The organism is Neobacillus niacini, assembly GCF_036961885.1.
Taxonomy (GTDB): domain Bacteria; phylum Bacillota; class Bacilli; order Bacillales; family Cytobacillaceae; genus Neobacillus; species Neobacillus niacini_H.
On sequence record NZ_JBALNQ010000035.1, the window covers coordinates 15,336 to 30,977 of the forward strand.

The 15,642-nt window shown below is 39.6% G+C and carries 14 protein-coding genes; 1 reads left to right on the forward strand and 13 read right to left on the reverse strand.

The window, feature by feature from the left end:
* Positions 1-266: hypothetical protein (locus V7124_RS15695; protein ID WP_335490692.1), on the forward strand; the 266-nt coding region annotated here is incomplete at its 5' end.
* Positions 267-466: 200 nt separating this feature from the next.
* On the opposite strand, the gene V7124_RS15700 is transcribed toward V7124_RS15695, so the two are convergent.
* The 13 genes from V7124_RS15700 to V7124_RS15760 all read right to left on the reverse strand — a co-directional run bounded on the left by V7124_RS15700 (position 467) and on the right by V7124_RS15760 (position 15,577).
* The gene (locus V7124_RS15700; protein ID WP_335490695.1) at positions 467-2,251 is read right to left on the reverse strand and encodes a SpoIID/LytB domain-containing protein; all 1,785 of its coding nucleotides are present in this window, start codon (positions 2,249-2,251) and stop codon (positions 467-469) included.
* Between the two features lie 289 nt (positions 2,252-2,540).
* Entirely contained in the window at positions 2,541-3,380 is an 840-nt protein-coding gene (locus V7124_RS15705) for a MurR/RpiR family transcriptional regulator (RefSeq protein WP_335414667.1), read from the reverse strand.
* A 91-nt stretch (positions 3,381-3,471) separates the two neighbouring features.
* A complete protein-coding gene (locus V7124_RS15710) occupies positions 3,472-4,419 on the reverse strand; it encodes a GNAT family N-acetyltransferase (protein WP_335490699.1) in 948 nt (315 codons plus the stop codon).
* A gap of 16 nt (positions 4,420-4,435) precedes the next feature.
* Complete coding sequence (locus V7124_RS15715) at positions 4,436-5,587, reverse strand: exo-beta-N-acetylmuramidase NamZ family protein (RefSeq protein ID WP_335490702.1); 1,152 nt, start codon at positions 5,585-5,587, stop codon at positions 4,436-4,438.
* Positions 5,588-5,645: 58 nt separating this feature from the next.
* Positions 5,646-6,620 carry a carbohydrate ABC transporter permease gene (locus V7124_RS15720; protein ID WP_335414658.1) on the reverse strand — a complete coding sequence of 325 codons (975 nt, stop codon included), beginning with the start codon at positions 6,618-6,620 and terminating at the stop codon, positions 5,646-5,648.
* Positions 6,621-6,632: 12 nt separating this feature from the next.
* Positions 6,633-7,553, reverse strand: a complete 921-nt coding sequence (locus V7124_RS15725; RefSeq protein WP_335414655.1) for a carbohydrate ABC transporter permease — start codon at positions 7,551-7,553, stop codon at positions 6,633-6,635.
* A gap of 71 nt (positions 7,554-7,624) precedes the next feature.
* Positions 7,625-8,956: a sugar ABC transporter substrate-binding protein gene (locus V7124_RS15730; protein ID WP_335414650.1), complete on the reverse strand. Its 1,332-nt coding sequence runs from the start codon at positions 8,954-8,956 to the stop codon at positions 7,625-7,627.
* Positions 8,957-9,053: 97 nt separating this feature from the next.
* Complete coding sequence (locus V7124_RS15735; RefSeq protein ID WP_335490706.1) at positions 9,054-10,223, reverse strand: anhydro-N-acetylmuramic acid kinase; 1,170 nt, start codon at positions 10,221-10,223, stop codon at positions 9,054-9,056.
* Between the two features lie 46 nt (positions 10,224-10,269).
* Positions 10,270-11,859: a beta-N-acetylhexosaminidase gene (gene nagZ, locus V7124_RS15740; RefSeq protein WP_335490709.1), complete on the reverse strand. Its 1,590-nt coding sequence runs from the start codon at positions 11,857-11,859 to the stop codon at positions 10,270-10,272.
* 21 nt (positions 11,860-11,880) lie between these two features.
* Entirely contained in the window at positions 11,881-12,597 is a 717-nt protein-coding gene (locus tag V7124_RS15745) for a PIG-L deacetylase family protein (protein WP_335490712.1), read from the reverse strand.
* A 13-nt stretch (positions 12,598-12,610) separates the two neighbouring features.
* On the reverse strand, positions 12,611-13,657 hold the full coding sequence (locus V7124_RS15750) for a serine hydrolase domain-containing protein (protein ID WP_335490715.1): 1,047 nt from the start codon (positions 13,655-13,657) through the stop codon (positions 12,611-12,613).
* A gap of 3 nt (positions 13,658-13,660) precedes the next feature.
* Positions 13,661-14,578 (reverse strand): N-acetylmuramic acid 6-phosphate etherase, encoded by a 918-nt coding sequence (gene murQ / locus V7124_RS15755; protein WP_335490720.1) that lies wholly within the window; start codon positions 14,576-14,578, stop codon positions 13,661-13,663.
* Between the two features lie 42 nt (positions 14,579-14,620).
* Positions 14,621-15,577, reverse strand: coding sequence for a GNAT family N-acetyltransferase (locus V7124_RS15760; RefSeq protein WP_335490723.1), 957 nt, complete (start codon positions 15,575-15,577; stop codon positions 14,621-14,623).
* Between the last annotated feature and the right edge of the window lie 65 nt (positions 15,578-15,642).

Genomic DNA, 15,642 nt, shown 5'->3' on the forward strand with positions numbered 1-15,642 from the left:
TGGTCATGGTCTTGTTTTTTGCAATCATGTTGGTTGCCCATGCCATGATGATAGCCGCCATCATGTTGGTTGCCCATCCCATGATTATAGCCGCCATGCTGTTGGTTGCCCTTGTCTTGCTTATTGCGATCATTCTTCTGATCGTTGTGTTTGTCCCTCTTATTATCCTGCCTATCTTTGCCATGATGATGGTCGTGCTTATGATGTTTCTTCTTACCTTTCATAACCCTCTCTCCTTTGTTAAAAAACATATTATTTACAATTAGTTTATGAACCGTAAGGAAAATTGGTTGGACAAGCTACCATAAGGGAACGCTTTTATTTCCTTGGGAGCTAAAATAGGCATGTCAGGACATTATGATTGAACCTTTTTGAAAATCTTATAACTTTTCCAATGCATTTCCGAAGAAAAAAAGCCGATTTTCCTCTTAGGAATATCGGCTTTTTATATTTGAGCATTTTAGAATTACTTTTGCGAGGAACCACCAATAACAGACGTATCTGTCAAGGTCATATTTGGGTAATAGTGTGTGAGGATGTCATTAAACGCCCATCCTCCTAGCCCTAATTGAGAAGCCCCATATTGACTCATCCCTACACCGTGGCCATTCCCGCCTCCAAAGAAGGTAACACCCTTTTCAGCATCTATTTCAAAACTAAAGAACGCAGAAGGTAGAATGGAATAGTTTTTGAGAGGTGAAGCAGTATAGTCGCTGCTTCCACCAATGGCACGGTGCAATAGTACATCACTGCCACCTGTAAAAACAGATTGTGGTCTGATGGTGAAGCGAATATTGTATTCCTTCACAATTTTATAGGTTCCAGTAGATCCTTCAATTACGAGTTCCATAATATTGCCGCCATCCCCACGTTTTAAAACGTACATATCATGAAATTCTCCAATGCCTTCCGCAGGAATTGGCAGGCTGACAAATTCACCTGATTCAGTTTGTGTTAGGATAAACTTTGGATCTGCAGCATACCTGCCACCAATATTTTTATTAATGGTATTAGCTAATTCTTCCATAGAGAAACTTACTTTCCATCTGAAGTAAGCAGATGTGTCATCATATCCTCTGTAAGATAGTGTTTTATAAAAGTCTCGTATTTGTTGCTCGTTAGAAGTATCGATACTAAGCATTTTACTAGAATCATTTGGATCGAACGTATGACTTTGTGCTACTAAATATGGGATCTCCTGCCCTGGGAATGATCCGTCTGCATCTGCCCAAACTTGGTGTTTCGATGCCCCAAAACCTCCAGAAGTAGAATAGTATCTAGCATCTACTAAACTGCCATCCTTACTATACATAATGACTCCTTTTGTTTCCTGTACCGCTTGTGTGGTTAAAGCATTTTCTGCAGAATTGTTATACACCTGGCTCATAACACTGTCCAGAACAAAATAACCATCTTTAGCAAATCGATCGCTTAAATAATCACCTAAAGCATAGGTTCTAGCCGCAACTGCCTGTGCTTTTAAAGCATTTAGTCCAAAGGAAGCTGGCATTTCGCTAGGAACTACCTGGTATAAATATTCTTCTAAATTCACTTCATTAATTAACTCAAGTTTATCACCAGTTGAAGTCGCAGTGATTTCAAAAAACCCTCGATAGGATGGATCCTTAACCGCTCTTGTAATATTGTCTACCTTTATTTTACTACCCTCATCTGTAGACACATAAAGTCGATTTGCGGTTGTGTATACTTCCGTACCGTCTTGCTTTTTAACGGTGACTACATGAGAATCTACTGTAAAAATAATCTTCTCATTTGCACCAACCTGAAAATTTGCATTTGCAATCTTATCAACAATCTTAAGCCCTGTTGGAGAACTCAATTCTATCTTTTCATGGTCCATTGACGCAAAACCAGATGTCATGATACCGACTCTCATATTGTTCACAGGCGTCGGCCCCTCAATAAAGATTTTATGAATTTCACCTTTATGATTAACCCTTACAGTGACATTTTCTGCCCCAACTCTTACATCCTTTAGTGATTTTTCAACTTTCTTCCCATCAATGATTTGTGTAACTTCATAATCTTCATGCAGTGGCAGAACTCCTTGAATCTCTAACTCTAGCGTTTTGTTCGTGCTATCTTTCGCCATAATCTTTTCTGAATATACATCCCAGGATCTGGCCGCCGCAACATTAGCCTGTCCAGGGAACATCTGCGGAAAAAGGCCAACTAGTAGTAGGATTGCTGCTAATACACTAATGAACTTGTATATCTTTTTTATTTGCATCATAAACCTCCTGAATTTTGATAGCGTTTTCTTTTTATCAGAAAAAGCTGCTACTATATATAACTTTGAATCTCTATCCTCCTTTTTTCTACTCTACTATTACAAGTATAGTAAACCGTACAAACAAAGGTCAACATAAAATTTTAAATATTTTAAATTATTTGTGAAATTTTATTTCACTCACTGTGAAATTTTTCCACTGTAAAAGTCCTGCATGACCATTTACCCATAAAATAAAAAAACTCTATTAATTTTACTTAATAGAGTTCACCATAGTAATTGTCGTCTGTTACAGATTCACATTTTCTCTTAAAAAATCAATCGATTCTCTTGTTTCGTCTAAATGTTTGACCGTTTCTTCGTATTGCTGTGATGCTACACACATAAAAAGAATATCGATGACATGCAGCTGTGCCATTCTTGATGAAGTTGCTCCACTCCTAAATGTAGGTTCCCGTGTAGCAGAGGTGTATAGTTTGATGTCTGCGAGCTCCGTTACTAAAGAAGATCCATATTTAGTCAAACTAATCGTGGTTATACCCTTTTTCTTTGCAAGCATTAAAATCTTTGCAACTTCTAAAGTTTTACCTGAAAAAGATATCCCAACGACAACATCACCTTTTTGAGCGTTTGCTACTAAGGTAGCTACCATATGAATGTCTGCAAAGGCAGTGGCGGTCTTGTCGATCCGCAGAAACTTTTGCTGTGCATCCTGTGCAATAATACTAGAAGCACCCACTCCAAAGAAATGGATATTTCTTGCTTCTCTTATCGCTTTAATCGCCTTATTAAGCTCATCTAAACTTAATAGTTCTGCAGATTCCTGCAGCGTTTTCGTACTATTATTGGTCATTTTTTCAATAATCGATAACGGGGATTCATTCGGTTCAATGTCTCTAAATCCCTGCTCCCCTTTTTTCTGTAAATCACCAGCAATTCTCAGTTTTAATTCCTGGAACCCTTTTAAATCCAATGATTTGCAGAGTCTGATGACAGCTGCACCGCTCGTAGAACTTCGCTTACCTAGTTCACTCGCCGTTAAGGAAATCGTTTCATGTGGATTTTCTAATATATATTCAGTAATTTTCCTTTCAGATGGTGGAAGTTTACTTTGCATTTCTGAAAGCATAACTAATCCTCCGGTCATAAAAGCCATGGCCATCAACTCACTTCTACTATGTAAGAAGGAAAAAAGATACCCGTTCTCTCTCCTCTAAACACTAGATTAATTTTCTCATAACATGGAATTTACGTGTAACTTCAAATCCAGTCTTCTTATAAAGATGTCCGGCAGAGGTTTTTTCACTTGTCCATAAGAACCACGCACCATGCAACCCTTCCGCCCGCATGGCATGTAAACACACATGCAGCATAATCTTTCCTAGTCCTTTACCCTGTTGCTCTGGATCCACTCCAAAAGGACCAAATCGATCAGCCACACCTTCATAGCCTCCATAAATACAAAACCCAACAAGCTTGCTGCCTTCTCTTGCAACGAAAATTCGATTGAGTGGAAGACCCTGGAGGATACCTTCACGAATGGCCCGTCCCCAATCAGGATTAAATGTTGTATTAGCAAATTGTATCACTTCATAAAGGTCTTTGTCCTCTGCCGAAGAAAAAGTATACCCCTCAAGCTCACGCTGCTTTTTTAGCTCCAGTACTTCAGTTGGTATGTCAAACCCGATTAAGTTTCGATCCATCGCTACAGGTGAATATAGTTTTTCAAAACCTAACTTTTGTAAAAACGCAAAGCCAGCCGGATAGGTTTCTTCATCTATACCCGGTAAAATATAATTGGGTGCATAGGAAGCAAAAAAGACATTTTCCCTGCCCTCTGATGCAAGAAAATCAACCGCTTCTTTGACAAGCGCAGCCCCAACACTCAATTTTCGAAATTCCTTTTTTACAAAAAAGAAAGGAATCCAGCCATTTTCCGGTTCGAGGTTCACACCAAACATCGGTAATAATCTTCTTACCGCATAAACGCAGCCAATTAATCGATCATCGTGAAACGCCAGACGCATTCCTTTTGGATCAAAATTGGCATCTAACAGCACTAAATTTCGAAATCTTACCGAAGTAATAGGGTCCTTCGGTAAACATTCATTCCAAAGTTCAACAATTTTCTTTTCATCCCCAGATTGATAATAGCGAAAAGTATTCACGTTGTTTACTCCTTTTTTAATTATATAGTAAATAAGGTTGTTTTTGCTTTGAAAAATAGTGCAGTTCTTCCTCACATTCTTCTAGAAATCCCTTGATATCCCTATTTAAAATTCGATCTCTCAGCGCCTTTGTTCCTGCCAATAGGTCAAAAAAGAATTTTTGATTTTCCTTGTGCTCCAAAAATTCAAAGTCGTTCGGGTACATTTCGGCAATCGTCTCGATCAGCGTTAATCCTGTTTTTAAAGAATGTAGGGAATGCCGATCAACAACGTGTAATTGAACTCCCTCACAGACTTTATCTTTATGTTTTTGATAGGTAGGCATAAATGAGATTGGGCGTGCGAGTACCCCGGGTAAGCCTTTTCCATTAAACACCTTTGCTAAGCGGTAACCATCAATGTATGGACTGCCAATGAATTCAAACGGCCTAGTTGTCCCTCTTCCTTCTGATAAATTTGTTCCCTCCACTAAACAAGTTCCAGGGTACAGGATGCTCATATCGATTCCTGTCGTGTTTGGGGATGGGGGTACCCAAAATAAACCCGTTTGATCATAATACATATCTCTTTCCCAACCGTCCATTGGTATGACCGTTAGTTCACAATTGATTCCAAATTCATGCTTATAGAGTAACGCAATTTCTCCCACCGTCATCCCATGACGATTGGGGATTGGATACAGTCCAACGAAGGATTGAGCTTCCTCTTTCACTAAATTCCCTTCCATCAATGACCCTGAAATGGGATTTGGCCGATCTAACACAACAAAATGCTTTCCATGTTCCGCACATGCTTCCATCACATAGGCCATCGTATAAATAAACGTGTAATAGCGTGCTCCAATATCCTGGAGATCGAAAAAGATAACATCCACGGGATCAAGCATTTGTTTACTCGGCTTTTTTGAAGCACCATATAGGCTATAGACCGGAACCTTCGTATAAGGATCGATAAAGGAATCCAGCTTTTCCCCTTCCTTAGCATCGCCTCGTATTCCATGCTCTGGTCCATAAAGAGCCGTCAGCTCAATATCTGGATGCGCATGAAAAAGATCAATCGTCGGTACCAGCCTATGGTTAACCCCTGTCATATTGGTCACAAGTCCAATTCTCTTTCCTTTGAATTCTTGAAATCTACTTTCAAAAAACACATCAATGCCTAGCTTCAAACCGATCCCTCCTTTCAAAAAAAGAGAGATAACATCTCTCTCTTGTTTTCGAACTCTATTATTCTTTTACGCCGCCCAATGTCAAACCTTTGATAAAATGACGTTGGAACATGATAAATACGATAATCATCGGAACAGCTGCGATGGCTGCTCCGCTCATGAGTAATTTAAAGCTTGCTAAGTTGGCATCCTGTAATGATTTTAGACCCACTGGCAACGTATATAGATTGGCATCATTTAGTACGATAATTGGCCATAGGAATGAATTCCAAACGCTCATAAACGTAAAGATACCTAATGCTGCTAGACCTGGTCTTGCTAATGGCAGTACAATTTTCCAATATGTTTTCCATTCACTCGCGCCATCGATTTTCGCTGCATCTAATAATTCATCTGGAATGGAGTACATAAACTGTCTCATTAAAAACACGCCAAATACCATGGCTAAATCTGGGAAAATAAGTGCCCAATGTGTATCCATGATCCCTAGATTTTTTACCATCATAAACAATGGTACCAGGGTTACTTGTCCCGGAATCATCATCGTAGCGATGATGGCCCAGAAAATGATATTCCTACCTGGAAATTGTTTTTTCGCCAGGACATAGCCTGCCATGGAATCGATGAGTAATATCCCTATCGTGACAACCACGGCAATGTATGCACTATTTAGGAACCAGCGACCAATATTATTCTTTTGAAACAAGGTGGTAAAACCAGAGAATGTATCTGACACAATATTGTCCATTACTTCACGGTGATAAGCCTCTTCCTTTGTGTCACCATTTTTGTCAGCTTCACGAGCTTTCCCCCAGTGTTCAAAATACTCTGGAATCCCCATCGGATACATCTTCGGAGGGTTAGAATCCACATAGGATACTGGACGTTCTAATTCTTCATCTTGGTACTTGCTTAATTGCATCGATGTACTAAAGACCCAATAAAGAGGCAAGAGGGAAACGATTGAAAAAACGCCTAATAGCAAATAGATGATGGTTTTATTTAGCTTCTGAATACTTCTAGAATTTTGCATATATGTCCCCTCCTATTCATCGTACTTAAGTACACGGAATTGAATGACTGAGAATAATAGAATGATAAAGAATAAAACAACCGATTGTGCAGCTGCTAATCCAAATTCAAAATCTCTAAATCCAGTCTTATAAATAAGATGAACAAGTGTTTCGGTTGCGGAACCCGGTCCTCCACCAGTCATCATGATAATCTGAGTAAATACTTGGAATGATCCAATTGTACTTAATAAAACTAAATATAAGGTTGAAGGCTTTAATAATGGTAACGTGATATGAATCCATTTTTGGATCCCATTCGCCCCATCAATGGTTGCCGCTTCATAAAGAGATTCGGAGATGGATCCCATCGATGCTAAATATAAAATAATCCCAACTCCAAAAGGAATTAAGCATTGCATGATAATGAGTGCCCAAAGTGCTGAGGAAGATTGTCCAAGCCAGTTAATGGAGTCCACTCCAAACCAGCCTAAAATATAATTAAAAATCCCAAAATCTGTGTTATACATCCAACGCCAAACCATGGCAACGATTACCATCGATGTAACAGTAGGCAAATAAAATGCCGCGCGGAAAAAGCTTTGTGACAGTTTTCCTAAAGGGTAGATAAGACTTGCAATAATAAGTGCACTTACCACGTTAAATGGTACCGTTACAACGGTAAATAAAAATGTATTTTTAAGTGCAATATAAAACGCTTCACTTTGAAAGACTTTTATATAATTATCAAAGCCTGCCCATTCGCTTCCAAAAATTTTATATTCCTGAAAAGATAAAATAAATGCCCAAACTACAGGTATTGCAATAAATGCAATAAACAGGATTAGTTTAGGAAGTAAAAACAAATAGGCGGGTAGATTTTTTTTAATTTGAGAAAGGATCGATGGTTTTCTTTCGATTACAACACTGTTTGAAGTTTGTTGAACGGGTTTCAATTTAACGCCCCCAATTTATCATAAGCTGACAGACTACCAAGAAAAATGGTAGTCTGCCAATCTTGATGCTGCTATTTTAGTATTTCATTTACTTTCTTCTCTGCATCCTTCATTGCATCTTTAGCTGTCTTTTCACCATTAAATACGAGCTGTAATTCTGACTGAATGGCTTCATCGATTTTTTTCCACTCAGGATGACGCGGAAGCATGACAACCTGTGAAGACATTTCTTGAGCCCGAGCCATTTCTGGGTTGTCTTTATAAGGGTCTTTGTCTGCAGCGCTCTTAAGTGCTGGAAATGTACCGTATTCGGTTGCCATTGTATATTGCTCTTCCGTTGAAGAAATATATTTAATAAACTCGCCTACAACTTTCTTTTTACCAGCTTCTTCTTGTTTGAACATTGTCCAGCCGCCAACACCACCGATGGTTACAGGTTTACCTGAATCACCTGTTGGGTAATTAGCAACAGCGAAGTTTGTTGGATATTTACCTTGTGCGGCACCAATGGCCCATGTTGCCCATGGCTGCATCGCAACGGTTCTTTGTTCAGCGTTTGCCCATGCCTGGAATGTACCACCAACGTCTTGTCCACCTGATGTTTCAGGAGATACTTTATCTTTTAATTTCAAATCAGCAAGCTGTTGAATCGCCTTAACTGCTTTTTCATCACTAAATGTAAATTTCGTCATGTCTTTATTTAACGGGCTTCCACCATTCATATAGAAGAATGGCCATGCTTCATAATAACCAGGCATGATGTAAGTTGAGAAACCAAATACGTCCGTTTTCCCATCGCCATCACGGTCAAATGTTAGCTTTTCTGCAGCTGCCAAGAACTCATCCCAAGTCCACTCACCATTTTTCGGTGGCTCCACTCCACGCTCTTTGAATAGGTCTAAATTTAATAGCATAGAATGAACGGTCATAGAGTTAGGAACACCATAAAGTTTCCCATCAAACTTATAAGCATCAAGTGCATTTGGATAAAAATCTTCTAATTCCTTTTTTGTAAAAAGGTCATCCACAGATTCAATAACACCTTGGTCAATATGGTCGACACTTACTGCACTGCCGCTAATATCAACTGGGGCAATATCAGGCCAAGATTGTCCAGCAATGGAAACACCTAATTTATCAGGTAGTTCTGCCCAAGGAACCTGAACTAATTCAACTTTAACACCTTTATGTTCTGCTTCGAATTCTTTAATTTTGCTATCCATCCAGTGGAATTTGTTGTCTTTATCGTCTGGCCAGCGCGGACCATCCCAAATGGTGATCGTTCCTGTCCATTCTTTCTCCGTGTCACCTGAAGCTTTCTCATCATTACTTTTACTGCTGCATGCAGCTAAGAACAATACGATGGCAAGTAAAAGACTAATAAACTTAACTGATTTTTTCACTTTAGTTCCCCCATATTTTTTATTTGTTTTATACTTTCTTTATTTTACATTACACGCTGTTATCTCTTAGCTCCCGCCCCCCTTCAATGCTGCATTCTTACCAGGCGATTTTTCCCATGATGACAGGTTTTTTTGCGCCTGTTGCAGCCGGTAAATTGTTGGTTCTTTTCATAAAACATTGATAGCCTAATAAGGCAAAAACAATGGCTTCTTTTGCATCACCTGATAAACCAACTTGTTCTGTACTATCCATTCGTATATGTGGTGGGAGACTAGTTCGCAGGCTTTTTAGCAATGTCTTGTTGTGCCATCCACCACCACTTATTAGTACCTCTTCAATCTTGCCTTTTTCGATATAGTGCGTAATACCATTTGCTAATGTTCGGGCGGTTAATTCTGTGATGGTAGCAATTCGATCTTCCACCGTAAGATGGCTGGACTCTTCCCATAGCCGCTTCGCATAGTCATGGCCGAATAGCTCTCTTCCTGTGCTTTTTGGAGGCTCAAGCTGATAATAAGGGTGAGCGAGCAGCTCTTTTAGCCATCCTTCATTCACCTTACCACGGGCGGCAATTTCTCCATTTTTATCAAAAGATTGTTTTCCCTCTGTTGCAAGTTCGGTAAAAGCATCGATCAACATATTACCCGGACCTGTGTCAAAAGCGAGGACACCATGTTCGTCGCATCCAGCGGGTAATACTGTTATATTGGCAATTCCACCAATGTTTACGAGCACACGGCCAAACGCTGGATTTCCTAAGAGTAGATAGTCCGCATATGGTACTAATGGAGCTCCTTGTCCACCTGCTGCCATATCCCTTGTTCGAAAGTCACCGATGGTCATCACACCTGTACGTTCAGCAATGACTGCAATGTCACCAATTTGCAGGGTAGAGGTAATCGAATGACCAGCAATTTCTACCTCTTCTGGTTGATGGAAAATCGTTTGCCCATGTGAACTAATCATATCGATTTGATCCATGCTCATCTTTGCTTCATCTACCACTTTTTTAGCTGCATCTGCAAATTGTTCGCCTAAAAGCATATTCATAGAAGAGATGTCTTCGATTCTAGCCCGTTCCGGATTACATAACTCTAGTATTTTTTCCTTCATCACACCTGAAAAAGGAAGTGTTGAAAAAGAGATTAGCTTTATATCAAATTTTTCATTTTCTTCTTTAATGGACACTAATGCAGCGTCAATTCCATCAAGTGAAGTTCCTGACATTAGTCCAACGACAAACTTTTCACCTGCTGACTTATTCACATTATTCCCCTCTCTCTCACGGTACTTGTTGACTGCCAAATTTGATTTAAAATGAAGGTATTGAAACAGGCAACCGTCCGGTAACTTTCTCTAAACCATAGATGGCTTCTGCAGCCATTTTTAACGCCGGATATGAAAATTCATAGGTACATAGATAGGCGGCAACATCTGGTAAATAAGCAATATCGTATGGACTTCTCGTTGCAACAACCACTACAGGTACTGCAGTATCATGTAATTTTTCCACTAACGTAATTTGTGAATTTCCAGGAAGTGCTGTTAACGTGCCAACAACGATTGCATCATATTCCTTTGCTCGCTCAGAAATAGCAATAATCTCATCTTCAGTCGGTGGATTTGATAATTCCACTACATCGGCTAATGCGTCGATTTCATTAATCGATTTACCTAGTAACATCGATGAGTATCGTTTATCTTCCACCTGCATCGTATAGCTGTTCTCAGAATAAACAACGAGTACACGCTGCTTGTTTTCAGCCGCAAGTGGTAACACGCCATTGTTTTTCACAATGGTTACACCTTGTCGATAAATATCCGCAGCAGTCTGTTCATGCTCTTCACAGCCCACTACACTAGGAACGGAAATGGCTTTGTTTAATTGAAGTTCATCCCAAGTTAAATACTTTTCTTTCAATCTAGTAACTCTTCCAAATGCGTCATTCAAAGTGGATTCATTAATTTCTCCTGACTCGACAGCACAGGCAATTGCCTCAATCGTATCCTTTTGCAGGTGATGAAGATGAGACACCATAACCAGGTCTACTCCAGCCTTGATGGCTTCTACACCACCTTGAGCGGTTCCAATTGTGTTTGCAATCGCATTCATTTCCATGCAATCTGTGGTTACAACTCCGTTAAACTGAAGCTTGTTTCGTAAAAGTCCTGTAATCACCTTTTTAGATAATGTGGCTGGCACGCCTGGTTGATCTTCTATCGCTGGAAAATAGACATGAGCTGACATGATGGTATCCGCACCTGCTTGAATGCTTTCTACAAATGGCTTCAACTCTATTTTCTCTAACCGTTCCATATCGTGTGCTATAATGGGCAGATCTAAATGGGAATCAACATTTGTGTCTCCATGGCCTGGAAAATGCTTTAATGTTGTAATCACCCCAGCATCCTGCATGCCTTTCATGGCCATTTTTCCAAACAATGAAACCTTTTCTGGACTCTCGCCAAATGATCTTACTCCTATGACTGGATTGTCTGCGTTATTATTGACATCCAATACAGGCGCTAAATTCCAATTTATCCCCAAAGCTTTTAATTCTTTCCCTGTACCTAATCCAACTTTATAGGCATTTTCAGCCTTGTCCGTTGCACCTAACAGCATGGCACCCGGAAAAATCGTTGCGCCTTCCCCCAACCTGCGTACGACTCCATTTTCTTGATCGATACAAATTAACAGAGGATGTTCATGCCCGGCCTCTTTTGCTGTTCGTTGAAGTTCTGTTGTTAATGCTAAAATTTCTGTTGGTGTTCCAATGTTACGTCCAAAAAGAATAATGCCCCCAACGTGGAACTCTCTTATCAATTCTTTTATTTCTTCTGAAGCGGTTTTACCCTTAAATCCGACGACCATTAATTGGCCGACCTTGTGACGAATATTCATGCTGTCACCCCCATTTCTTGTTTATAACTCAAATCCCGGTATGCTTGTTCCTTTTCTAACATTTGCTCCTGTTGGGTATTTTAATGTTTGCGCATAGGTTGTTCGATTGAGACACCCTCTCATCGTTCCCAGTGCTTTGTAGTAATCATAGTAACGGAAAGAGGTTGAATTCATAATAAACCAATATTGCGACAGCGCTTCCAAATAGGTGTCAAACTCATCTGTTACGTCGACAAATATATCCGGCAGATAACCCTCCATATCCTCCCAATTCTCACTGTGAAACATTCTCGTTAATGAATGTGGAGGCAAGCCTTCTAAATCAAACCCAGGAAGTGCAGCCTTAAGCCATGCCGCTTGAACAATTTTTGGACATAAAGCATGGTCTGGGTGCATGCTATTTTCCCAATGCGTAATCACAACATTCGGCTTAAGCTTTCTGAATAAGCAAGCAACATGTGAGATGGTGGCATCGTCATTCGTTAATTCTGCATCTTTATAATCAAGCGTAATACTCTTTGCACCTAATACAGCTGCAGCTTTTTCCGCTTCCCTAATCTTTTGTTCCCGATACTCTTCTACCGTTAAACCTGCTGGTGTCCCTTTTTCACCTGCAGTCAAATGCAGAAAGGTTACCTCATGGCCTGCTTTGGCATATTTATGGGCGATGGCACCTGCTTGAATCTCTGCATCTCCACAATGTGCCCCAACCACCATTAAATGAATTTTATTTGACACGTCCATTCCTCCTTTAAAAATGTGACCGAATGATGTTATGCAATCTTGGTCGAAGGCGAAGGATTGGATCTTTTCTTCCAAAATGCACTCGATTTGTAAGTAAAATGACATGAAGCTTTATTTCAGGATCAAACCATATGCTTGTGCCTGTGAATCCAGTGTGACCATAGGATAACTCTGAAAAAAGATCTCCACAGCTGGAATGGCTTGGACTTTTCAATATCCATCCTAGTCCACGATATTCATTACTAAAAGCTGTAAAGTTTTTTCTACTCAGTTCAATAGATGCTTTAGACATCACCCGTTCTTCTTTAAACATTCCTTCATTTTCTATCATTGAAGTGAACTTAGTAAGGTCACGAACAGTCGAGAACAACCCGGCGTGTCCGCTAATTCCACCCATGCTTTCCGTATTGTCATCATGTACGATTCCATGCTTATAATCATTTAGCTTTTCACTGTATTCTGTGGCGGCATAACGACTTCTTTCGAATGCCGGGTTAAATGTCGTATCAGTCATTTCAAGCTTGTCGAATAGTTCTCTTTTGAGATAATCTTGAAAACGCTCATTTGTGACGGTTTCAATTAATTTGTAGAGAGTTATATATCCCAAATCACTATAAATAACCTTTTCACCAATGGGTGCCACTAATTGCTCGTCATAGATTCGCTTCAAGATTTGTTCAGTCGTTAAATTTTCTAAAAAATATTCTCTGTGAGCAGGTAATCCGGATGTATGTGTTAATAAGTGCTTGATGGTAATGGTTGATTTTCCGTATCGGTGAAACTCTGGTAAAAAGCAGGATACTGGTTCATCCAGGTGCAAGAATCCTTTTTCAACCAATGTAAGAATAGCAGGAAGTGTGGCAACTAGTTTGGTTAAAGACGCTAAATCAAAGACAGAATTTACTGCCATCGGCTCTTTGACAGGAAATACAACTCGGTTTCCGATCGCCTCTTCTAAAACACACTCTCCCTGATAGGAAACATAGATTACAGCTCCAGGAATATGATTCAATTGAATTTCGTTATGTAGAAAATCAAGAACTTCCCGTTTCATAATCTAGAACTTCCTTTCATTCGCTAGTTCAATGGCTTTTCGCGTAAATCCATTCGCATGCTTGATGGCCTCAATCGCTTCTTTGAAAGAAACATTCGCATTGATCATCACAATGGCCGGCTTCACTTTTTGGTCGGTTTCGTTTAGAACCTTTGCTGACTCTTCATAGGAAACACCCGTAATTGTACTCACAATATTTCTAGCTCGTTCAACTAACTTCGCATTACTTGCATTCAAATCCACCATTAGATTGCCATAAACCTTGCCAAGCTTAATCATGGTTGTAGTTGTAAACATGTTTAAAATCATTTTCTGAGCAGTTGCAGATTTTAATCGAGTAGATCCTGATAAAAATTCTGGTCCAACGATCGCTTCAATATTATAATCTGCGATTTTACCGATCTCTGAATTTTGATTACAGGATAATGCGATCGTAACTGCTCCGACCTCTTTTGCATATTTCAATCCACCAATCACATAAGGGGTTCTGCCGCTAGCGGCAAGTCCGACAACAACATCTAAATGTGTAAGACCTCTTTGTCCTAAATCTATCTCCCCATATTCAAGACTGTCTTCTGCACCTTCAACCGCTTTAAACATCGCTGTTTCTCCGCCAGCCATAATGGCTTGAACTAATTCCGGCGGTGTACAAAAGGTTGGTGGACATTCAGAAGCATCTACAATCCCAATTCTCCCACTCGTACCTGCACCGATATAAAATAAACGGCCATTATTTTTTAAAGATTGATAGATTGCTTCTATGGCAGCCTCAATCTCTGGAAGGACCTTGTGAACTGCATCTGCAACACTTCGATCTTCTTCATTCATTAATGCAACGATCTCACTCGTTGAAAGCTGATCGCTATGGATTGATTTGTGATTTCGCTGCTCTGTTGTTAAGTTTGATATATTCACTTTCATTTGGACACGCCTTTCCAAATTTACTATTTATCTTTGGCTACCTTAATACAAATCTTTACTCAGCTGCTGGTATTCCTTCCAAACCTTAAAACCTAGTTTTCCATAAAAAGTAACCAGTCCAGTCCAATCGATGACAATGCTATGTATGTTTCTATCTCGTAAATAAGAAATACCTGCTTCAACAATGGCAAGCCCATATCCATTTTTTCTTTCTCTTGGGTCAATTCCCAATGGGCCAATTCCACCCAATGGCTCATTCACTAACGGTGCCCAATACACATTTTGTGCAATATAAGGAGACTTCAGGTCGTTTATTCGGCAAAATCCAATGATTTCCCCATCCTTCTTGATGATGACAAACTCTCGCCCAGTACCGCCTCTTTGAAAATAGTGAATCGATTCATATTCCCATCTTCCAGGGAAGCAGCGCTGCAAAAACGAAAGAAACTCCTGTTTTTCTTCTATAGTAAGTAACGAAAATTGAACATCATACTTAGATGGATTAAAACGATTTGGCTGATTTTGATAGTGATGGATTAAATCATACTCTATGTAACCACTTACATAATTTCGCTGCGTAAACCAGTTTATAACCTTCTCAGAGGTCTTCGGAATTCCGGGAAAGTAATGCCATGGATCTCGCCCCATATGTACTGTTTTTATGTTTCTTTCTTTTAACGCCTGCTCCGCTTTCACTAATAGAGCGCTTCCAATTCCTTTACAACGATAGCTCGATTTCACTAAAAGCACCTGGATCCAACCAATTTCCGGGTTCATTCGAACATCTAGATTCTCTTGCCAGCATTTTGAGACCACAAAACCAATCACCTGGTTTTCATCATTCACTGCAATTAATGAGCCAGCTTGTAATATATTTTTGTCTTCAAAGCTATTTTGAATAAAAAGTTCTTTTCTTATCGGGAACTGCATACCAATTTCTGAATTCCAAAGCGAGACTAGTTCTTGTAACCTATTAATATCCCAGCTTATAAATTTCATATCGATACCCCCAATTTTGCTGTTGGAAATTCCCTGCTATTTGTTATTTCATCCATATTATAGCC